Source organism: Egicoccus sp. AB-alg2, assembly GCF_041821065.1.
Lineage (GTDB): Bacteria > Actinomycetota > Nitriliruptoria > Nitriliruptorales > Nitriliruptoraceae > Egicoccus.
In genome coordinates this window covers 182,429-202,307 of record NZ_JBGUAX010000007.1, presented here as the reverse complement: position 1 = coordinate 202,307, position 19,879 = coordinate 182,429, and the positions used below count along the sequence as shown (strand labels likewise).

The 19,879-nt window shown below is 74.3% G+C and carries 22 protein-coding genes; 10 read left to right on the top strand and 12 right to left on the bottom strand.

From position 1 onward, the window contains the following. Window positions 1–7: 7 nt before the first annotated feature. The 3 genes from ACERM0_RS15140 to ACERM0_RS15130 form a co-directional block, all read right to left on the bottom strand. Complete coding sequence (locus ACERM0_RS15140) at window positions 8–391, bottom strand: hypothetical protein (protein ID WP_373679449.1); 384 nt, start codon at window positions 389–391, stop codon at window positions 8–10. Window positions 392–501: 110 nt separating this feature from the next. After that, the gene (locus ACERM0_RS15135; protein ID WP_373679448.1) at window positions 502–2,709 is read right to left on the bottom strand and encodes a DUF6049 family protein; all 2,208 of its coding nucleotides are present in this window, start codon (window positions 2,707–2,709) and stop codon (window positions 502–504) included. After that, window positions 2,706–3,194: an NUDIX hydrolase gene (locus ACERM0_RS15130; protein WP_373679447.1), complete on the bottom strand. Its 489-nt coding sequence runs from the start codon at window positions 3,192–3,194 to the stop codon at window positions 2,706–2,708. The genes ACERM0_RS15135 and ACERM0_RS15130 overlap by 4 nt, the downstream gene beginning before the upstream one ends. An 84-nt stretch (window positions 3,195–3,278) precedes the next feature. On the opposite strand from ACERM0_RS15130, the gene dtd reads away from it, so the two are divergent. Continuing rightward, entirely contained in the window at window positions 3,279–3,755 is a 477-nt protein-coding gene (gene dtd / locus ACERM0_RS15125; protein ID WP_373679446.1) for a D-aminoacyl-tRNA deacylase, read from the top strand. Between the two features lie 22 nt (window positions 3,756–3,777). Here dtd and ACERM0_RS15120 read toward each other — a convergent pair whose 3' ends face one another. Next, entirely contained in the window at window positions 3,778–4,965 is a 1,188-nt protein-coding gene (locus tag ACERM0_RS15120; RefSeq protein ID WP_373679445.1) for a winged helix DNA-binding domain-containing protein, read from the bottom strand. Window positions 4,966–5,132: 167 nt separating this feature from the next. Here ACERM0_RS15120 and ACERM0_RS15115 point away from each other — a divergent pair, with 167 nt between their 5' ends. After that, entirely contained in the window at window positions 5,133–6,215 is a 1,083-nt protein-coding gene (locus ACERM0_RS15115) for a type IV pilus twitching motility protein PilT (RefSeq protein ID WP_373679444.1), read from the top strand. 31 nt (window positions 6,216–6,246) lie between these two features. Here the strand turns inward: ACERM0_RS15115 and ACERM0_RS15110 are convergent, their stop codons facing one another. Together ACERM0_RS15110 and ACERM0_RS15105 are read right to left on the bottom strand one after the other, a co-directional pair. Next, window positions 6,247–7,836 carry a PH domain-containing protein gene (locus tag ACERM0_RS15110; RefSeq protein ID WP_373679443.1) on the bottom strand — a complete coding sequence of 530 codons (1,590 nt, stop codon included), beginning with the start codon at window positions 7,834–7,836 and terminating at the stop codon, window positions 6,247–6,249. 145 nt (window positions 7,837–7,981) lie between these two features. After that, a complete protein-coding gene (locus tag ACERM0_RS15105) occupies window positions 7,982–8,479 on the bottom strand; it encodes a PH domain-containing protein (protein ID WP_373679442.1) in 498 nt (165 codons plus the stop codon). Between the two features lie 481 nt (window positions 8,480–8,960). On the opposite strand from ACERM0_RS15105, the gene ACERM0_RS15100 reads away from it, so the two are divergent. From ACERM0_RS15100 to ACERM0_RS15090, 3 genes are all read left to right on the top strand, one after another. Then, window positions 8,961–10,325: an NAD(P)/FAD-dependent oxidoreductase gene (locus ACERM0_RS15100; protein WP_373679441.1), complete on the top strand. Its 1,365-nt coding sequence runs from the start codon at window positions 8,961–8,963 to the stop codon at window positions 10,323–10,325. A 95-nt stretch (window positions 10,326–10,420) separates the two neighbouring features. Next, window positions 10,421–11,968, top strand: a complete 1,548-nt coding sequence (locus ACERM0_RS15095) for a CCA tRNA nucleotidyltransferase (RefSeq protein WP_373679440.1) — start codon at window positions 10,421–10,423, stop codon at window positions 11,966–11,968. Continuing rightward, the gene (locus ACERM0_RS15090; RefSeq protein WP_373679439.1) at window positions 11,965–12,792 is read left to right on the top strand and encodes a class I SAM-dependent methyltransferase; all 828 of its coding nucleotides are present in this window, start codon (window positions 11,965–11,967) and stop codon (window positions 12,790–12,792) included. The genes ACERM0_RS15095 and ACERM0_RS15090 overlap by 4 nt, the downstream gene beginning before the upstream one ends. Before the next feature lie 31 nt (window positions 12,793–12,823). On the opposite strand, the gene sodX is transcribed toward ACERM0_RS15090, so the two are convergent. Beyond that, window positions 12,824–13,222, bottom strand: coding sequence for a nickel-type superoxide dismutase maturation protease (gene sodX / locus ACERM0_RS15085; protein ID WP_373679438.1), 399 nt, complete (start codon window positions 13,220–13,222; stop codon window positions 12,824–12,826). 131 nt (window positions 13,223–13,353) lie between these two features. Here sodX and sodN point away from each other — a divergent pair, with 131 nt between their 5' ends. Further along, a complete protein-coding gene (gene sodN, locus ACERM0_RS15080; RefSeq protein WP_373679437.1) occupies window positions 13,354–13,788 on the top strand; it encodes a superoxide dismutase, Ni in 435 nt (144 codons plus the stop codon). 93 nt (window positions 13,789–13,881) lie between these two features. Further along, window positions 13,882–14,304, top strand: coding sequence for a hypothetical protein (locus tag ACERM0_RS15075; protein WP_373679436.1), 423 nt, complete (start codon window positions 13,882–13,884; stop codon window positions 14,302–14,304). Window positions 14,305–14,345: 41 nt separating this feature from the next. Here ACERM0_RS15075 and ACERM0_RS15070 read toward each other — a convergent pair whose 3' ends face one another. Beyond that, window positions 14,346–14,783: a MarR family winged helix-turn-helix transcriptional regulator gene (locus ACERM0_RS15070; protein WP_373679435.1), complete on the bottom strand. Its 438-nt coding sequence runs from the start codon at window positions 14,781–14,783 to the stop codon at window positions 14,346–14,348. Window positions 14,784–14,888: 105 nt separating this feature from the next. Between ACERM0_RS15070 and ACERM0_RS15065 the strand changes: the two genes are divergently transcribed. Further along, the gene (locus ACERM0_RS15065; protein WP_373679434.1) at window positions 14,889–15,218 is read left to right on the top strand and encodes an antibiotic biosynthesis monooxygenase; all 330 of its coding nucleotides are present in this window, start codon (window positions 14,889–14,891) and stop codon (window positions 15,216–15,218) included. A 35-nt stretch (window positions 15,219–15,253) separates the two neighbouring features. Here ACERM0_RS15065 and ACERM0_RS15060 read toward each other — a convergent pair whose 3' ends face one another. Beyond that, the gene (locus tag ACERM0_RS15060) at window positions 15,254–17,464 is read right to left on the bottom strand and encodes a prolyl oligopeptidase family protein (protein WP_373679433.1); all 2,211 of its coding nucleotides are present in this window, start codon (window positions 17,462–17,464) and stop codon (window positions 15,254–15,256) included. 163 nt (window positions 17,465–17,627) lie between these two features. Here ACERM0_RS15060 and ACERM0_RS15055 point away from each other — a divergent pair, with 163 nt between their 5' ends. Continuing rightward, window positions 17,628–18,017, top strand: coding sequence for a DUF5318 family protein (locus ACERM0_RS15055; protein ID WP_373679432.1), 390 nt, complete (start codon window positions 17,628–17,630; stop codon window positions 18,015–18,017). A gap of 17 nt (window positions 18,018–18,034) precedes the next feature. On the opposite strand, the gene ACERM0_RS15050 is transcribed toward ACERM0_RS15055, so the two are convergent. Then, the gene (locus ACERM0_RS15050) at window positions 18,035–18,613 is read right to left on the bottom strand and encodes a hypothetical protein (RefSeq protein WP_373679431.1); all 579 of its coding nucleotides are present in this window, start codon (window positions 18,611–18,613) and stop codon (window positions 18,035–18,037) included. A gap of 38 nt (window positions 18,614–18,651) precedes the next feature. On the opposite strand from ACERM0_RS15050, the gene ACERM0_RS15045 reads away from it, so the two are divergent. After that, window positions 18,652–19,365 carry an alanyl-tRNA editing protein gene (locus ACERM0_RS15045; RefSeq protein ID WP_373679430.1) on the top strand — a complete coding sequence of 238 codons (714 nt, stop codon included), beginning with the start codon at window positions 18,652–18,654 and terminating at the stop codon, window positions 19,363–19,365. A 42-nt stretch (window positions 19,366–19,407) separates the two neighbouring features. Here ACERM0_RS15045 and ACERM0_RS15040 read toward each other — a convergent pair whose 3' ends face one another. Both ACERM0_RS15040 and ACERM0_RS15035 read right to left on the bottom strand, forming a co-directional pair. Next, window positions 19,408–19,629, bottom strand: coding sequence for a hypothetical protein (locus ACERM0_RS15040; RefSeq protein ID WP_373679429.1), 222 nt, complete (start codon window positions 19,627–19,629; stop codon window positions 19,408–19,410). 29 nt (window positions 19,630–19,658) lie between these two features. Further along, window positions 19,659–19,865 (bottom strand): hypothetical protein, encoded by a 207-nt coding sequence (locus tag ACERM0_RS15035; RefSeq protein WP_373679428.1) that lies wholly within the window; start codon window positions 19,863–19,865, stop codon window positions 19,659–19,661. Window positions 19,866–19,879: the final 14 nt, after the last annotated feature.

Sequence of the window (19,879 nt, the reverse complement as noted above, 5' to 3'; positions counted from 1 at the left end):
CCTCTCTCTACGAGCCCCACCGGACGCGGCCGGTGCCGGTGGACACGGCCAGGTCACGTAGTGGGCCGAGTCGGTGGACCAGCACTGTACGCGCCGCCCGCTCGAGCGTGACGACGACCTCGCCCTCGGTTTCGTGCATCTCGACCAGTCGCGCGTCCTCCGTCTGGGCCGACGACGAGGCGGACTGGGTGGCCCGATCCAACGAGCGCGTGTCACGGTACGTGGTGGCGGTGTCGCGCGCGACGACGCGCAGGCTGTCGTCCAGGGCGACGCGATTCACCACGACCGCGACGATCTCGTGGGCGAGCAGGCCGAGAACGGCCATGATGAGCACGAGCCGGACCAGCCAGCTCGTGATGATCTCCCCATGCTCGCTGCGCCACCGGGACACGACGTCCTCCCCGGACCACCGACCAGGCCGCGCGGCAGTGCGCTCGCGCGGTCCTTCCCTGCTTCGGCATCGTCCGTCCGCACCCTGTCCGCGTGCGCGCACAGCGCCCGTCAGGGCCGTCCCACGGGCTCTGGGCGGTCGTCGACGACCTCCAGGCGCGGTCGCCGCGGGCGGCGTCGCCGCAGCGCCCCGGCGAGCAGCAACAGCAGCACCGCGCCGCCCGTGGCGGCCAGGGCCGGACCGGAGATGGCGGCCGAGCGCACCGACAGCGTGGTGCGCTCCAGCGTGTGTGCCCCCGACGGGTCGGTGACGCGCACGGCCACGCTGAAGGTGCCGGTCGACAGGGCCCGGGTGTTGAAGGAGACCGTCTGGGCCGCACCTTCGGTCAGCACGATCGTCTCGGAGCGCTGCCCCTCCGGCCACAGCAGCCGCCCCTGAGACGCCACCTCGACGCGCACGGCGATCGGTCCGCCGCGCGTCCGCTGGAGCGTGACGGGGATCTGGCCGGTGTCCGAAGTCAGCGTCACCCGCGAGCCGCTCGCGACGACCACCTCGCCGAACGTCTGCTCGACGGTGCCGCGGACGTCCCGGACGAGCGCCTCGGCCTCGGCGGGCGAGCCCTCGAGGTACCACCGCGAGGTCGCTCGCAGCAGTGTGTCGTGCAGTTCGGACGGGCGGCGATCGCCGATCGTGGTCGCATCGTCGGGCAGCGCCGTGCGCACCGCCGCGAGCTCGGCGCCGGCATCCTCCAGCGCCGACGCGAACGCAGCGCTGAGCGCCGGCTGCGTCGCCGTCGCCAACTCGACCGGCTCGGCGCCGCGCCGGCCGAGCACCGCCTGCTGGCTGGGGGTCGTCAGGCGCAACCACGGTGCGTCGTCGAGCTGGTCGAGCAGCCGTTCCGCCAGTTCGGCGCTGGGCGACCAGCCGTCGGGGGGCAGCACCAGCAGGCTGCGCCCGGACTCGGCGGGATCCTGGAACCATGCCTGCGCCGTGTGGGCGACCACCCGCTGGGCGTCGACGATCGGCCCGGCCTCGGAGGGGCTCGCCGCCAGCGAATCGCTGATGTGGCGGTCGGCCACGACGCCGGTCAGCAGCCGGCCGGAGGAGGAGCGCAGCGGTCGCAGCGCCGGGCTGGCGCCGGTCGCGTCCGTCACGGCGTCGGGCGGCAGGACGATCTGGTCGCCCGGGATGAGGTCGAGGACCTCCGGCGCCAGCGGGCCGCCGGCCAGGTGCACGGCGGCGTCGGGGGCCCGGTCGAGCAATGGCAGCAGCCGGCGGCGTCCCTCGACGGCCGCTTCGGCGCCCAGCGCCGTCAGGTCGCCGCCGTGCTGGGCCAGGGCGTTGACGTCCGCGTCGGCGTAGCTGCCGGTGACGGGCGCGAACGGCAGCTGGCGCGCCACCGCCCGCAGCCGCTGCAGGGTGTCGCGCGCCCGTACGGCGGGTGGATCCTCCGGGTCGACGAAACGGGTGTCGAGCTGCCCGTCCGCCTGCCGGCCCAGCGAGGTGAAGCCGTCGGCCCGGTCACGCAGGTCCTCGAGCAGGTGCACCGCCGGGGCGATCACCACCGGAGCGTCGGGACGACGCTCCAGGGTGCGTAGCAGCACGTCCAGGCGCCCGCCGGGCTGGATCGCGCGGTCGGCGCCGCGCGGGTAGTCGCCGCCGACCCCGCGCCAGGGCACGTCGTCGAGCGGCCACACGATGCTGGTCAGCACCGGCTCCGTGACCGGCCGGTCGAGCCAGACCACCGCCGTGTCGGCCTGTGCCAGCACCTCGGTGCCGCGCACGACCGCCACGCTCAGCGGGTGGACCCCGCCGGTCCAGGCGATCTCGTCCGGACCGAAGTCGGCCGCGACGCCCGCGACGCTGCCGGGGCGCAGCGGCTCGCCGTCGCGCAGCGGCTCGTCGTACAGCACGTGTTGCGGCTCCGTGCCCGGCCCGGCGTCGAGGGCGCGCTGCAGGTCGTCACGGGAGGCGACCGGGGGGTGCAGCTGCACGATCAGACGGGCTCGGTCCAGGGCGGCGTCGCCGGCGTTCTCCACGAGCACCCGCAGTGCCAGGTCCTCGACCGCGTCCGAGCGCATGCGCGGGTCCAGTTCGTCGCCCTCCAGGACGGCGGTACCGGGGCCGAGGACGCCGGCCAGCTCGGAGACGACGAGGCGCACCGCCGCGGCCGAGGCCTCCTCGCCGTCGGCGCCCGCGTCGGCGGGTTGCGCGAGCCCGGGTGAGACCGCCAGGAGCAGCAGGGCGACGGTGAGGAGGAGCGTCCAGGCACAGCGGACCCGCGGGGCCGGCCGGCCCCGGTGGTGGCGCGCTGTCACCGGTCGGCCCCGAGGTCGACCGCGCGGACCGGCTGCACCAGCGCGGGCTGGGTGCTGCCGGCCTTCTCCACCAGCTTGCGCTCGTTGCGGTGGGCGAGCCGGACGATCGCCACGTCGACCGGCACCCATTCCACGTGCTCGGCCTCGTCGTCGCGCGGACCCGCCTCCTGGCCGTCCCACCACATGAAGAAGTAGTGCACGAACTTGTGGTAGCGGACCTGGTCGGGTCGCCACACGAACCAGTAGTCGATGGTGCCGAGCAGCGGGCCGATGAGCGCGCCGTGGCCGGTCTCCTCGCGGACCTCGCGCAGCGCGGCTTCCTCGTCGGTCTCGCCGACCTCGATGCCGCCCTTGGGTAGCGTCCACTGCGGTTTGCCCGCGGCGTTGCGGCGGGCGATGAGCAGGACCCAGCGCCGGCCGTCGGGCCGGTCGTCGCAGACCACGCCACCCGCCGAGGTGGCGCGTCGCGTCGGGTACCTGGGCATGGATCGAGGGTAGCGAGCCGGGACCATCGACACGGGCGGCTGCGGACACGGCGGCATGGTCGGTCGTCCAAGACGGGAGCGAGGATGCGGGCACTGGTGCAGCGGGTCAGCGAGGCGTGGGTGACGTCGGCACCCGACGGCGGCGGACCACACGAGCCGGTCGGCCGGATCGGCGCAGGGCTGGTCGTGCTGCTCGGCGTCACCCACAGCGACGACGAGGCGACCGCCCGGCGCATGGCCGAGAAGCTGTGGAACCTGCGCATCTTCGAGGACGACGCCGGCGCCATGAACCGCAGCGCCGCGGACGAAGGCGCGGAGCTGCTGGTCGTCAGCCAGTTCACGCTCTACGGCGACGCCCGCAAGGGCCGGCGGCCGTCCTTCGTCGCCGCGGCGCGCCCCGAGCAGGCCGAGCCCCTGGTGGACCGCGTCGTCGAGCACCTGCGTCGGCTGGGGGCGCAGGTCGCCACGGGCCGTTTCCGCACCTCCATGCAGGTCGGCCTCGTCAACGACGGCCCGGTCACGCTGCTCGTCGAGGTCGACGACGACGGCGGGGCGGGCTGAACACGGCCCGACCCGCCCGGCGTCACGCGGTCAGCTCGCGTTCCAGCGGCGTGCGGAAGCGCGGCGTCACGCTGGTCCCATCGAGCCAGTCCGTGAGCTCACCGGCCGCAACCGCGACCCGCGCGGTCGCCTCGGCGCCCACGTCCTCGAGCAACCGGTGGACCACCTCGCCGTCGCGACGCACGCCCCAGCCCCCGACGACCCGACCGTCGACCCACACGGTCGGGCCGGCGTTGCCGTTGCGGTCGAAGAGCCGGTCCGCGTGGGGGCCCAGGAACCAGTCGCGCGCCTTCCAGCCCATGGGCGTCGGATCCAGCCCCGGCAGCAGCGCCACGCTGCCGAGGTTGGGCTCCGGATGGTCGAGGTCGTCGGCCAGCACGATCCCGCGGCCGCCACCGTCGAGGTCGACCTCCACGACGTCGAGCGCCGCCAGGGCCGCCTCCAGCCGCCCTACGCCCCAGCCACTCCACCAGCGCAGATCGGTGCGGGTCACCGGCCCGTGGGTCGCCAGGTAGCGGCGCAGCAGGCCGGTGCGCGCGTCCACCGGGTGTGCGACGCGGGGAGGCGGCTGCGGGAACCATTCCTCGGCCAGGGCCCACGCGTACTGGCTGGCGCGCCAGGAGCCCGCCGGCCGGCCGCGCACGATGCGCCCCTCCATGGCCAGCACGAACAGCACCCGGGAGCCCACCGGGCTGCGCGTCGTGTACTTGCCCGACCCGAGCGTGACCGGCAGGGCGAGGTCGGGCACGGCCTCGGTCAACGCCGTGGTGCGCAGCCCGCCGTCGACGCCGGTGCCGGCGAGCGCTCGGCACACGGCGTCCTCGACCCGTCCCAGCCACGCCGCTGCAGCCGTCGCGTCGCCCAGTTCGGTGGTCAGCCAGCCGAGGACCCGGCGGCGCTCCTTCACGGCGACGTCCCTTCCGGCGGCCGCCTCCAACAGCGCGGCGTCCTCGAGCGCGGCGACGAACAAGGTCCGGCGCACGGCGTGGAGGCGCCACAACGTGCGGGCGTCATACAGCGCGGCGTCCAGCGCCGCCACCGCCGTCGCCGGGGCTCGCAGCCGCGCCCGGACGGCGAGGTACGGCGTGACCGGATCGCTGGCGTGCACGGCCACCACGGCACGGGCGGCCGAGACCGGATCCGGCGCCGAGCCGTCGAGGCGGTGGCGGGCGACCAGGCGTGCACGCCGCTGCGCGTCCGTGACGTGCACCGGGGTCGTCCTCTCGCCGTCCGGACGCATCCGAGCACACCATCCCGGACGGCGACGGTCCGCCTGCCCGCCGCCCGACCGCTCAAGCGCTCCCGCCCGCCGGTCGACACCTACAGCAGGCAGCCGACCGGCTGCCCGTCGCCCCTTCGCCGGGAGCCCGTTCGAGCATGCACCGCGTCGACGACTACCTCCACCTGCTGGTCCAGGCCGGCGGCTCCGACCTGCACCTCAAGGCCGGGGGACCGGCGTTCATCCGTGTCGACGGGGACCTGCACGCGGTCCAGCAGTTGCCGGCCCTGACCGGCGACGACACGCTGCGCATGGCCCGCGAGATGATGGACGAACGCGTCGGCCGCGTGTTCGACGAGGCACGCGAGGCCGACTTCGCCTACTCGATCAGCGGGCTGGGCCGGTTCCGCATCAACGCCTTCCGCCAGCGCGGCTCGGTCGGCCTGGTCTGCCGGCGGGTGCTGCCCGGCGCGCAGGACTTCGGCTCACTGGGTCTGCCGCCCGCGGTCCGCAAGCTCGCCGAGGAACACCGTGGGCTGGTGCTGGTCACCGGGCCGACCGGCTCGGGCAAGACGACCACCACCGCGGCGATGCTGTCGCACATCAACACCACCCGCCGGTGCCACGTCGTCACGCTGGAGGACCCCATCGAGGTGGTCCACGCCGACCAGCTCGCGATCATCGACCAGCGCGAGATCGGCGTGGACACCGAGGACTTCGTCACCGGGATGAAGGCGGTGTCGCGGCAGGACCCCGACGTGATCTTCATCGGTGAGATGCGGGACCTGGAGACGGTCACGGCCGCGCTGCAGGCGGCCGAGACCGGCCACCTCGTCATCTCCACGCTGCACACCACCGACGCGCGCGAGACCATCAACCGGGTCGTCGACCTGTTCCCCAAGGAGCAGCAGCACCAGGCCCGCCTGTCGTTGGCCAACTCGCTGAAGGGCATCGTGTGTCAGCGGCTCGTCCAGCGGGCCAACGGCACCGGCCGGCTGGCGGTCGTCGAGGTCCTGGTGATGACCTCGCGGCTGTTCGAGTTCGTCACCGACCCGGCCCAGCTGCCGCGGCTGGAGGAAGCCATCGCCGAGGGCGGCTACTACGGCATGCAGACCTTCGACCAGCACCTGCTGCAGCTGTACGCAAACGGCGAGGTGTCGCTACGCGACGCCCTGGCGGCCGCCACGAATCCGCACGACTTCCGCGTGTCGCTGCGCGGCCTGGGACTGGCCACGGCGTGACCGCCGGCCCGTCCGGGCGACGGGCCCGCGCTCACGCTCCCGCCGGCACCTCCTCGACGCTGGGGCCGACCGGATCGGGATCGGCGGCGTGGCGGACCAGGGCGCGGTAGAGCCGCTCGCCGTCCGCCTCGCCGGCGTCGAGCACTTCGAGGTCGCCGCCGGGTCCCGCGACATGGGCATCGACCGTGGTGAGTCCGAGCCGCCGCTGGAACCAGTTCGCGCTTCGGCTGGCGGCCTGCACCTTCACGACCGGCGCGACGCCCGTGGTGATGGACAGGGCCCCACGGCGGGACACGACGATGCGCTCGGTGAGGGCGTGGCCCAGGTTGCGGTGCTCGACGATCCCCAGCAGCACCGCGAGCAGCAGCAGGGCCACCACGCCGTAGCGGGCCGCGTCGGGCAGGTCGAAGGGGGTGAACGGGATCGGGTTCCAGGCCCAGACCACGGCTGCCAGCACCAGTGGCGGACGCAGCCAGCGGAACACCACCCGGCGACGCGCCTGCTTCGGGTGGGCACGCAGCGCCGGGACCCCCGGCACGCCGGGGAGCACCTCGCGCAGGAAGTCGTCGACCCGGCCGTCCGGGAGCAGCGGCACCGTCACGCGCCGGTCGGCGTCGCCGGACCCGCCGGCGGAATGGACCCGGACGTTGCCGTAGCCGAGCAGCCGGCGCAGCCAGTTGCGCTGGATCTCGACGAGCTGGACGCGGCGGATCGGGACCACGGACTCGCGGGTGGACAGCAGGCCGCGGCGGACGTGCAGGTCGTCGCCGACGCGGCTGACGCGGTAGTTGGCGTCCTGGAGGATGCCGACGACGACGGCCGCGACCACCGACAGCAGCAGCACGCCGGCGCCCACCAGCAGGCCGGCCTGGAGCGTCAGGTCACGCCAGCCGGGCATCCCCTGGGTGCCGTTCTCCACCAGCCGCTCCAGCGCGTCGTCCAGGAACTGCCCGAACACGTCCCCGGCGAACTGCAGGGCACCGACGATGACGGCCGGGAACACCAGCAGCCGCCCGCCGGTCACCGCGGCGAGGACGACGTGCGCCAGCGGCACGGCCAGCAGCTCCTGCCTCGCGGGCTCGGCCGGTTCGGCGGCCGCCTCGGCGCCTGCGGGGTCACCGCCGTCGGCCGGTGCGGAACCGGTCTTGCGTGCCTTGCCCTCGCGGATCGCCTGGCGCAGGGCGACGGCCTCGTCCTCCGTGACGACGCGCAGGTCGACCTCCACCTCGGAGGAGCTGCCGGCCGTCTCCACGCGCAGGGCGGCGAGGCCGAGCAGGCGCTGCACGGGGCCGCGATCGATCTCCACCTGCTGCACGCGGGCGACGTCCAGGGACCGGGCGCTCCGGCTGACGACGCCCTCCTCGACGCGCAGGACCTCGCCGTCGAACGAGAACGTGAAGCGCTGCCACGCCAGGATCCGCATCACCAGGCCGACCAGCACGGCCGTGCCGATGATCGCGATCGCGAAGATGCCGCCGGCCGCCAGGGTGGCGAACAGCGGGAACACGACCGCCTGCAGCAGTTGGCGCAGGTTGACGCCGAGCACGACGGAGGCGGGATGCAGTCGTCGGGGGCGGGCCCACCGGCCGGCCGCGCCAGCCCGGGCGGCCGGGCCGGGCATCGGGCCGCTCCAGGCCCCGCGCGTGGGGCCGGACGGCGTCGGGGCGCGCGGCGGGGTCGAGGGCATCGCTCCCCGGGGGCCAGCCCCTCCTGGCGGTGGTACCGGTGGGGGTGGTACCGGCGGTGGTGGCGTCGTGGGCCGTGGGTCAGACGGCATCGCGGAGCTCACCCTCGTGCTCGCCGACGGCCTCGGCGGCGCGGGCCAGCAGCTCCACCCGGATGCCCGGCGCGTCGTCGGCCGGGATGCCGGGCAGCGCCGCACTGCCGGACGCCGACGCGGTCGTGACCTGCAGCGTGGCCAGGCCGAGCAGCCGGTCGACCGGGCCCTGGGCGACGTCGATCTGCTGGATGCGGAAGTAGGGGACCGCCTGGTGGCGGCGCACGACCACCCCGTGGCGCAGCTCGAGCGCCAGGTCGGTCAGCTGCCATCGCCAGCGACGGTACTGCGCGCGGGGCCAGGCGACGATCCACGCCAGGGCGAGGGCCGCGGCGAGCACGGTGATTACGTAGCCCCAGCGGCCGAACAGCAGCGGCGCGAAGACGGCCGGGGGCCCCAGGACGAACAGGGCCCCGATCCCGTTGCCGACGCGCCACACCTGCACGATGCGCGGGTCCAGCCGCCGCTCGCGGTCGTCGAGCGGCAACCGGGGCGTGGAGGGCGGGACGGTGCCGCGCTGCGGCGCGGCGGTGGCCGGCGCAGCGGGCCGCGCCACACCGGGCGCGGGCCTGGCGGGCGCCGGCGTGGCTGGCGGCGGTGCCCCGGGCCCCGCAGCGTCGTGCCCCGGAACGTCGGATGCCGGAGCGTCGGATGCCGGTACGGGGGGCGCGGTCCGCGGCGGCACGCCAGCGGCCGGCGGCGGAGGCGGCCGGCTCGTCGGGTCCTCGGCGGGGTGGCTCACGCGCAACTCCGGGCGGCGACAGTTGGGATTCGCGTCGACGAGCGCACCGTACTGCCCGTCGGCCGGCCGGACCCTTGACAGGACGGACGGCTCGTGAAAACCTTCACAAAGCCCCCTTGTGAAATTCTTCACGAAGTGAGCGACCGAGAGGGCCGGGCACGGTCGCCGAGCTCGAACGCTCGCCGCGACGCCGGGCCGCACGTCGACGGCACCAAGGAGGTGCGACATGGGTGACCGCCACCGCACGTCTGCCCAGGGCACCGCACCCACACGTGCGCAACCACGGCAGGCGGCGCTGCACGTCGTGGTCGTCGGTGGTGGCTTCGGCGGGCTGCGCGTGGCCCGGGAACTGTCGACACGCCGGGCTCGACGCGCTGGCGTGCGCGTGACCCTGGTCGACCGTCGCAACCACCACACCTTCCAGCCGCTGCTCTACCAGGTCGCCACGGCCGGGTTGCAGCCGCAGGACATCGGTATCTCGTTGCGGGCCACGCTGCGCCGTCGTGGCGTCGAGATCCGGGTCGGCGAGGTGGTCGACATCGACCCGACGACGCACCGCGTACACCTCGCCGACGGCGGCAGCCTGGCCTACGACCGGCTGGTCCTTGCCGCCGGCGCGATCACGGAGGACTTCGGCGTGCCGGGCGTGGCGGAGCACGGTTACGCGTTGAAGTCGCTGGCCGACGCGACGACGTTGCGCAACCACGTGCTGGCGATGTTCGAGGCGGCCTCGGCGGATCCCGTCCACGCGACCGACGGCGGTCTGACCTTCGTCGTGGCCGGCGGGGGCCCGACCGGGGTGGAGCTGGCCGGGGCGCTGGCCGAGCTGGTCGATCTCGTCGTGCGGCGCGACCACCCGGAGCTGGATCTCGAGCAGGTCCGGATCGTTCTGCTCGAACCGCGCGAGCGGCTCCTGGGCACCTTCGCCGACCGGTCCAGCGCACACGCCCTCGACCAGCTCACCCGCCGCGGCGTCGACGTGCGACTGGGCATCGGCGTGGCGCGGGCGGACGCGGACCACGTGCAGCTCACCGACGGCGAGGTACTGCCGACGCGGACGCTGGTGTGGGCTGCCGGCGTCGCCGCCTCGCCGCTGGCGGCCCACCTCGGCGTGCCGGTGACGGCCGGCCGCCGCCTGGCCGTCGACCAGCACCTGCGGGTCGTGGGGTTGCGTGACGTGTACGCCATCGGCGACCTGGCGGCCTTCCCGGCTGCAGAGGGCGGGCTGCTGCCGCAGGTCGCGCCCGTGGCGATGCAGCAGGCCGGCCACGTGGCGAAGGTCGTTCTCGACCGGGCACCGGCGCGCGGGTTCGTCTACCGCGACAAGGGCGCCATGGCGACCATCGGACGGGCGGCGGCGGTCGCCGAGCTGCCGGGCGGCATCCGCCTGCGCGGCTTCCTGGCGTGGCTGGCCTGGCTGGGGCTGCACCTGCTGCAGCTGGTCGGCTTCAAGAACCGGGTCGGGGTCCTCGTGAGCTGGATCTGGAACTACCTGCGGGCCGACCACGCAGCCCGATTGATCCTCGACCAGCGCGAGGCCGCCACCGTGGAGACCAGCAACGGCTGGGTCCGCCGCCGGTGGGCGGCCTGACCCGGCCGCGGCGGCCCGACCGCGACCCGTCAGCGGCCCGCCCGGGCCGTTAGCCTGCGGGGTCTCCCCGTTCCCCGCCGCGAGTCGCTGCTCCGTTGTCCGACGCCCTCACGCCCGACCAGGCCGCCCAGCTGGGCCGGCTCGTCGACGTGCATCCCGAGGCCCGCGATCTGGGCGAGCGCTTCGCCGCCGCGGGCCACGAGCTGCACCTGGTCGGCGGCACCGTGCGCGACACGCTGCTCGCCGGCGGCGACGCCGACGCGCTGGCCGAGGTGGACCTCGACTTCGCCACCTCCGCGCGGCCGGAGGAGACGGAGCGGATCGTGCGCCCGTGGGCCAGCGCGGTGTGGCTGACCGGCGCGGAGTTCGGCACCGTGTCCTGCCAGCGCGAGGAGCCGGGCAGGCCCGCCCGCAAGATCGAGATCACGACCTACCGCAGCGACGCCTACACGCCCGGGTCACGGCATCCGGAGGTCCGGTTCGGCGACACGATCGAGGCCGACCTCGCTCGCCGCGACCTCACCGTGAACGCGATGGCGGTCCGGGTGCCCGACTTCGCGTTCGTCGATCCTCACGGTGGCCTCGGCGACCTGCAGCGGCGGATCCTGCGCACCCCGATCGAGCCCGCCACCTCGTTCGGGGACGACCCCTTGCGGATGGTGCGCCTGGCCCGGTTCGCCGCCGTCCTGGACGCCGAGGCCGCGCCCGAGGCCGTCGACGCGGCCACGAAGATGGCCGACGAGCTCGCGACCGTGTCGGCCGAGCGCATCCGCGACGAGCTCGTGAAGCTGATGACCGGGATCCGGCCCCGGGCCGGCATCGAGCTGCTGGTGCGCACGGGCCTGGCCCGCCACGTGCTGCCGGAGCTCGAGCTGCTGGAATCGTGCCAGGACCCGATGCACCGCCACAAGGACGTCTACGCCCACACGCTGGCCGTCGTGGAGAACGCGATGGCGTCGGAGGCCGACGGTCCCGACTTCGTGCTGCGGTTCGCGGCGTTGCTGCACGACATCGGCAAGCCCGACACGAAGCAGCTGCATCGCGACGGCACCGTGACCTTCCACCACCACGACGTCGTCGGGGCCCGCATGACGCGCCAGCGGATGCGCGAGCTGCGGTTCGACAAGGACACCATCCGGGCCGTCAGCGAACTCGTGCGCATGCACCTGCGCTTCCACACCTACAAGATGGGGTGGACCGACGCGGCCGTGCGCCGGTACGTCCGCGACGCCGGCGAGCTGCTCGAGCGGCTGAACGCGCTGACCCGCGCGGACGTCACCACCGGCAACCAGCGCAAGGCCGCACGGATCCAGCGCCACGTCGACGAGCTCGAGGCCCGCATCGTCGAGCTGCGCGACCAGGAGGAGCTCGACGCGCTTCGGCCGCCGATCGACGGCAACCAGATCATGCAGCACCTCGGGATCCGGCCCGGCCCGATCGTCGGCGAGGCGTGGAACTTCCTGCTCGAGCAGCGCCTCGACCGCGGCCCGATGTCCGAGGACGAGGCCTACGCGGTGCTCGACGAGTGGTGGGCCACGCGCCAGGCCGACGGCCGCCACGGCGCACCGGACCGCCGCGACGGCGACACGGCCGGTGGGGACGGCGGCGCCGACGGTCGGGACGGCGACACGGACGCCGGGTGAGCGCGCCGGCCGACGACGTCCTGCCGCCGTCGTGGCGCGCTCACGACGACACCCCGGCCGACGTCCCGGCCGTGCCCGGGGTCGACGAGCCGGCCTTCTATGTGCCCATCGGCGACTTCCAGGGCCGCGACTACCGCCGCAACGCCTTCGCGGCCGGCACCGCGGAGGAGGCGTCGACCCTGCGTGCGCTGCTCGACCTGCGGGCCGGCACGCGCGTGCTGGACGTCGGCTGCGGCGACGCGCGCCACCTGCGGGCCCTCGCGGCCGATCCCGGCATCGAGGGTGTCGGCATCGACGTCTCGCCCGGGCTCGTGGACGCCGCCCGGACCGCCGCCGTGGAAGCCGGCGTGGGTGTCGATGTCCGGGTCGGCGACGCGCGCACCCTGGCCGCGGACCTCGGTGCGGAGGCCGGCAGCTTCGACGTGGCGTGGTCGCTGTGCCAGGGGGGCCTGGGCACCTCGCCGACCTCCGATCCGGCGGTGCTGCGTGGTCTGACGGCCGCGGTCCGCCCGGGCGGCACGGTGGCGCTCACCTGCTTCCACGCGCTGTTCGCGGCGCGCCACCTCGTGCCGGGCGACGCCTTCGACCCCGTGCACCTCGTCCACCACCAGCGCAGCGAGGTGCGGGGCCCCGACCACGCCCGCCGCACCTTCGATCTGTGGACCGCCAGCTACACGGTCCGGGACGTGCAGCGGTTGCTGGCCGACGCCGGCCTGTCGATGGCGTCGGTCCGCGGGGTGGCGCCCGGCGCGTACGGCCGGCGGCGTCCGGGCGAGGTCGGCCTCGACGACCCGGAACTGCTGGTGGTGGCGCGTCGTCCCTGAGCTCGGCGGGCAGCCGCGAGTGGCCCTTGCCTCAGCGGCGCATCGGCGTGCGGAGGTCGGGCCAGCGCCGCAGGACGCGACGGCGGATCGCCCGCCGGGGCAGCGGCCCCCACACGCGGCTGTCGGTGGAGGCGGCCGGGTGATCGCCGCGGACGTCGACCCCGTGTTCGTCGACGGTGTGGACCCGCTTGACCACGAGGTGGCCTGGCTCGGCCGGGTCGCGGACCACCACCACGTCGCCCGGGTCGACCCGGCCGAAGGCGGGCACGGTCACCACGCGGTCGCCGGGCCACAGCGAGGGCAGCATGGAGGGCCCCCGGACGACGACCAGCGAGCGGTTGACGGCGAGCGCCGCGAGGTAGGCCACCCCCAACGCGCCGGCGCGCACGCTCAGGCGCCACCGTCCGGAGTTGTTGCGACTCCGTCGCAATTGTGGGTTTCTGGGCCGGTTCACGACGATCGCCCTCGTCCGACGGTGCGCGTTGGGCCGCACGAGCGGCCGGCGGACAGGACTACGCTCGGCCCCTCCGGCTCGTCTACCCGACCGAGGAGCTGACGCAAATGCTGACGACGCTGCTCCATGCTCTGAACCCCTTCCGCGACCTGCAGGCCGTGGACGCCCACTGCGACCTGATGTGTGGCGTGTACAACCCGGCCCAGGCCCGCATCGAGGCCGAGTCGGTGCACGAGATCGCCAAGAAGTACCAGGACTCCGACGACGACACCTTCCGGCAGCGCTGCGTGATCATCAAGGAGGAGCGCGCCGACCTGGTCAAGCACCACCTGTGGGTGCTGTGGACCGACTACTTCAAGCCCAACCACCTCGAGGAGTACCCGCAGCTGCACCAGCTGTTCTGGGAGGCCACGAAGGCCGCGGGCGACGCGAAGAAGACGATGGACCCGCAGGCGGGCGCCGACCTGCTGGGCAAGATCGACGAGATCGCCGACATCTTCTGGAAGACCAAGGGCGGCAAGCCCGACTGGATGACCAGCTGACCTGGAGTTGACCCACGGCTCGGACCCCGCGCTTCGACGCGGGGTCCGCGCCGTTCGCGGCTGCCGTCCCCCGTCCGAGCCAAGCACGGCACCATGACCTACCACGAGGCGCCCGAACCCCGCCGTCACCCGTACGGCCGGCTCGCCAATGCCCTGGTCTGGGCGGGCGCCACCCTGGGGATGATCCAGGCCGCGGTGTTCGTGCTCGCCTGGGCCAGTGCGCCGGCCCGCGGCAGTCTGCCGCTGTCGGGGGCGCCGCTGTTCGGTGTGCTGTTCCTCACCGTCGGCGCCGGCTGGCTGACCGGGTGGCTGTGCTGGCGGGCCCTGCAGGCCTGGCGCGCCCTCTCACCGCAGGTGCTGGGCCGGCTGCTGATCGCCTCGCTGGTCCTGCTGCCGCTGGGCCCGCTGCTGCTCGGCCTCGGCGGCGCCGCGTTCAGCCTGGCCGGGCTGCTGCTCGGCATCGCCGCCCTGATGGCGCGCCCGCGCGTGGTGGCCGCCACCGAACGTCGACGTTGAGGCGACGCGGCTCGCGGCGTGTCAGCGTCCGTCGGCGCCCGTCAGGACTCGAACGCGGCGACGAGTGCGCGCAGCACCCGACGGGCGCCCTCCAGGTCGTCCGTGCTGACGCGCGCACGGCGGAGCAGTTCGGCGCGTGAGGCCTCGGAGCGGCGGAAGAGCTCCTCGGTGACCGCCTGGCCCTCCTCGGAGAGCGAGAACAGCGGTGAGCGCCGGTGTTCGGGGTTCGGCCGCGTCGTCACCAGCCCCGACGCGGCGAGGTCGTCGATCACGCGCTGCACGCTCTGGCGTGCGAGCCCGAGGCGCCGGGCGATGGCCGGCACGGGCAGGGCCTGTTCGCTGATGGCGCTCATGACGTGCCAACGGGCCGCGGTCTGACCGACCTCGCTGGCGAGCGTCTCGCTGGTCTCGCGGGAGATCCCGGCGAGTTCGTAGACATCAGCGACCAGGCGCCGGTAGGCCTCGACCCGATTCGTCACGTACCGACCTCCCCGCGACGATCATCGGCGTCGCGCTCACGGCTCTTGACAGCAGGCTGTCATCATGGCAGTGTGCTGTCAAGTCGACAAAGGGAGTGCGACGCCATGATCCTTCGCATCTGGCACGGCTGGACGACCCCGGCGGATGCCGACGACTACGAGCGACTCGTCGACGGCTCGATCGTGCCGGCCATCCTGCGGCGCGGCATCCCCGGCCTCCTCGACGTCGAGATCGTGCGGCGGGCCCGATCCGACCGCGGCGAGGTCGAGTTCGTCACGATCATGCGGTTCGAGGACTGGCAGGCGGTCGAGGCGTTCGCCGGCCCCGGCGGGACGTCGTCCGTGGTCCCGGAGCCGGCTCGCCGGCTCCTGTCCCGCTTCGACACCCACTCGCAGCACTACGACCTCGTCGGCACGCACCGGGCCGCCGTCTAGCGGCCGTCAGCCGCGGCGGCCGGGTCACCGCGGGGTCAGCCGGGGGCGAGGCCGAGGTGGTGGGCGTGGAAGGCGAGCACGTCGGCGCGCTCGTCCAGCAGCTTGCCGACCGGCTTGCCCGCCCCGTGCCCGGCGGAGGTGTCGATCCGGAGCAGGACCGGTGCCTCGCCGCCTTGCGCGTGCTGCAGAGCGGCGGCGAACTTGTAGGAGTGCAGCGGCACCACGCGGTCGTCGGTGTCGCCGGTCGTGATCAGGGTCGCCGGGTAGGCGCGGCCGGGCCTGCCCCAGGGCCCACCCATGCCGGGCTCGACGTTGTGGTACGGCGAGTAGCGCAGCAGCACCTCGAGGTCGTCGGGGTCGTCGGGGTCGCCGTAGTCGGAGATCCAGGCCCAGCCGATCGTGAAGCGGTGGAAGCGGGTCAGGTCCAGCACGCCCACCTCCGGCACGGCGCTGCCGAACGCCTCCGGCTCCTGGGTCAGGCAGGCACCGACCAGCAGCCCCCCGTTGGAACGCCCCTCGATGCCGAGGTGCGAAGGCGCGGTCCACACCCCGGCCGGGTCGGTGTCCTCGGTCAGGGCGACGGCGGCCACCTCGTCGCGTCGACGGCCGGTCAGCCAGGCGGCGCAGGCCAGCGCGTCGTCGAACACGTGCTGCTTGTTGCGCAGCCGCCCGTCGTCGTGCCAGGCGCGGCCGTACTCGCCGCCACCGCGCAGGCAGGCCACGGCGAGCAGCCCGCCCGTCTCCACCCACGCCCGCCAGCCGGGCCGGTGCATCGGGCCGACCGGGATGTCGAACCCGCCGTAGCCCCACAGCACGGTCGGCACCGCGCCGGTCGGCGCCACGTCGCCACGGTGGACGAGGAACAGCGGCACGGCGACGCCGTCGTGCAGGACCTGCACCTGCTCGGTGACGATCGGGACGTCGTGGACGGTCGGCGCCGTCCCGACGGGCTCCGGCGCGGAGGTGAGCACCGCGGCCGTGAGGTCGTGGTGCAGTACGCGGGCGGGGGCGTCGAAGGTCTCGAAGGTGAGGTCGAGGCTGGTCCGCGTGCGCCCGCCGGCGACCTCCATCACCGACCCGACGCCCGGCAGGTCGAGGTCGTGCAGGTGCGCGCCGTCGCGGGCGTCGTGGACCGCCAGGCGGGAGGTCGCGTGGCGCAGCCGGTGACAGACGAGCCAGGCGACGTCGGCGTCGCTCGCGCCGCCGACCAGCGTGACGCCCTGCAGGCGCTCGGCGCCCTCGGCCACCACCTCGACCAGCCGCGGCGGCTGCGGCCCGGGCCTGCCGCGGTAGGGCGCCAGGTCGACGGCGACCACCCGTCCGAGCGGCGCGTCGAGGTCCGTTGACAGCAGCAGCCGGTCGTCGAGGACGCCGAGCACCTCGTAGGCCGCGTCGCCCCGGTCGAGCACCGGGATGACGTCACCGACGGCGCCGTCCTCGATCGCGGCGACGTGGACGCGCGTCTCCGGGCGGGTGCCGTGACTGACGGTCAGCACGAGCCAGCGGCCGTCGTGCGAGGTCGTCGGGTGGAACATCCACTCGGGCTGGTCGGGCCGCTGGTGGACGAGCACGTCCTCGGCCGCGTCGGTCCCGAGGCGGTGCAGGCGCAACTGCTGGTCACGGTTGGCGGCGGCGTGCTCACCGCCCTCCGCGGGTGGCGTGAAGGCGCCGTACAGGAACCCCTTGCCGTCGGGCAACCACGCCGCGGTGGCGAACTTGGCCCACGGCACCACGTCGTCGTGGACCTGGCCGGTGGCGGTGTCAACGACCCGCCAGGTCAGCCAGTCGGATCCGGCGTCCGAGCGCGCGAACGCCAACCGCGTGCCGTCGTCGCTGACGGACACCGCCGACAGCGAGGCGGTCCCGTCGGCGGTCCACCCGTTGGGGTCGACCAGTACCCGCCAGCCCTCGACCGGTGGTACCTCGCCGCCGACACCTGCAGCGCACCACAGCACGTCCTGGTCCTGCAGGCCGTCGTTGCGGATCTGGAACCAGGTCTCACCACGTCGCCACGGCGCGCCGCGACGGGGATGGTCCCACAGGGCGGCGAGCCGCTCGCGGAACACCGCCCGGGCCGGCAGTTGCGCCAGGTGCGCGAACGTGGCCTCGTTCTGCGCGGCGATCCAGGCGGCGACGCCGTCGGCGCCCGCGTCCTCCAGCCAGCGGTAGGGGTCGGCGACCCGGTGGCCGTGGAGGTCCTCGACGAGGTCGTCACGGCGGCTGTCGGGCGGCGTCGGCGTCGGCACGGCGGCTTCCTCGAGGTGGTGTCGGTGCAGGTGGGCGCCGACGCTAGCCAGCCCGGCACGTCATGGTCGTGGACGACTCGCCGAGCGCGCCGCCCCGACGGCCCGTACCCTTCGCGGATCGTCCGTGGCGAGGTGCCGCGGCCGGGCCAGGAGCGAGCCACCGGTGCGCAAGGGCCGGATCGACTACCGCATGCAACGCCGGTCGGTGCTGCGTGACGTCGCGTCAGGACTGCGTTCGCGCGAGGACGTCTGCGACGCGCATCCCGACCTGCTCCGCGCCGGTACCCACATCGGGTCGCCGGTGTCCGACGCCTGCCCGGTGTGCGACGAGGACGAGGTCCGCCACGTCCACTACGTGTTCGACGGCCGGACGCCGAAGTCGCAGGGCGGTCGGGCCGTGCGGCGTGAGCACCTCGCCAGCCAGCAGGAGCGCTACGGCGATCTGACCGTCTACACGGTCGAGGTGTGCCTGGCCTGTCACTGGCACCACCTCGTCGAGTCGTACCTGCTGTTGGCACGCGATCCCGACGCGGACTCCGCGACGTCCGGCTGACGTCGCCGCCGCGTGGGCTACTTCGGGCTGAACAGGCCGAGCGCCACCAGCGCCACCCCGGCGAGCAGCACCGCAGTGGAGTCGAAGACGTACCAGCCGGACACGGCCAGGATCGCACCCAGCGTCAAGAGTGCCGGCCCGGCGATCCGGGCCGCGTCACGGGCGGCCTCCTCGTCGTCGCCGGCCTCCACGACCAGCCGGCCCGCCCGGTCGACGTGGCCGCCGCGCGGGGCGTCGTACCAGCCCGGCGCCGTGCCGCCCGTGCCCAGCACCTCCAGCACCTGCTCCTCCGGCAGGCCGCGCACCAGGTCGCCCCACGCCAGCGTGAGCTCGGCGCGCAACTCGTCGCGCCAGGCCGGGTCGACCAGGACGCGCACGCCGTCGGGTTCCGTACGGGTCTCGAACGCGATCTTCCGCCGCGTCAGCAGGGCGGCCACGTGCTCGGCCATCGTGGCGTGGAAGGTGCCCAGCGGGGCCGTCGCGCCCGGCGGTGCGGGGGCCAGCACCTCGCCGTCCTCGGACACCAGGTCGACCCCACAGTCCGCGCAGCGGATCGCGTGGGGTTCGTACTCGGCGTGGCAGCGTGGACAGTGCATCGGTGCAAGGCTACGGCGTCCGTGCCGAAGGAGACGACGTGACCGAGCGCATCTACTCCACCCGCCAGTACGAGCGCGAGACGGGCGCGACCGTCGTGGACGTCGATCCCGACGACGGCCGCGTGCTGCTCGACCGCACGGTCTTCTACCCGGGCGGGGGCGGACAGCCCCATGACATCGGCGAGCTGCGGATCGGCGACGACCGCCTCGAGGTGGTCCGGGTCACCCAGGACGCCCGCGGCGTGTGGCACTGGTTGGCGGGCGACCTGCCCGGCACCGGTCAGGACGTGCGGGCCGTCGTCGACTGGGACCGGCGCTACCGGCTGATGCGCACCCACACCGCGATGCACGCCCTGTGCGGGGTGGTGTGGAACCGGTTCGCCAGCCCGGTCACCGGCGGGAACATGGAACCCGGTGAGGGCAGGCTGGACTTCGAACTGCCGGACTGGGATCCCGAGGACCGCGACCCGCTGGAGGAGGAGCTCAACCGGCAGCTGGCCGCGGCCCGGCCCGTGGAGGTGTCCTTCCTGCCTCGCGAGGAGGCGGACGAGGACCCGTCGCTGATCCGGACGAAGGTGTCGCTGCTGCCGCCGAGCCTGCGCGAGGTGCGGGTCATCGACATCGTCGGGCTGGACCGGCAGGCCGACGGCGGCACCCACGTGGCCGACACCACCGAGGTCGGGCGGGTGCGCGTCGCCAAGGTCGAGTCGAAGGGCAAGGGCTTCCGGCGCATCCGCCTGCGCCTGGAGTGACGCTCCGCCGGGGCGCGTCGTCAGGCCCGCGTCAGACGCCGCTCACTCCGACTCGTCGTCGAGGTCGGGCAGCTGGAAGCGGGTGGCGGGCACCTCCCCCGGAGCCACGGTCGCCACGCCGCACTCGGGACAGTGCCCGACCCACGGTGGCGTCTGCAGGCGACAGTCGGGGCAGACCCGGACGTCGAGGTCGAGGTGCAGACCGGGCGCGCCGGGCAGCACGTCGTTCGGGTCGTCCTGCTTCTTCGGGTCCAGGAACGCCATGGCGGTCCTCCTGGGGTGGCGGTCGGTCGTCAGCGGAGCACGCGCCGAAGAACCAGGACGTTCTCCGCGTACCCGTCCGGGTTGCGGTCCTCGGTCCACTCGATGCCGGTCCGCGCGCAACGGTGGACCTGCCGGCCGAGCCCGTCGACCCGTGCACCCTCCAGATGGCCGCGGACGTAGTCCTGTGCCAGCGGACCACTGAGGACGTTGAGGACGTCGCAGCGGCACGATTCCATCGGTTTCGTTCCTT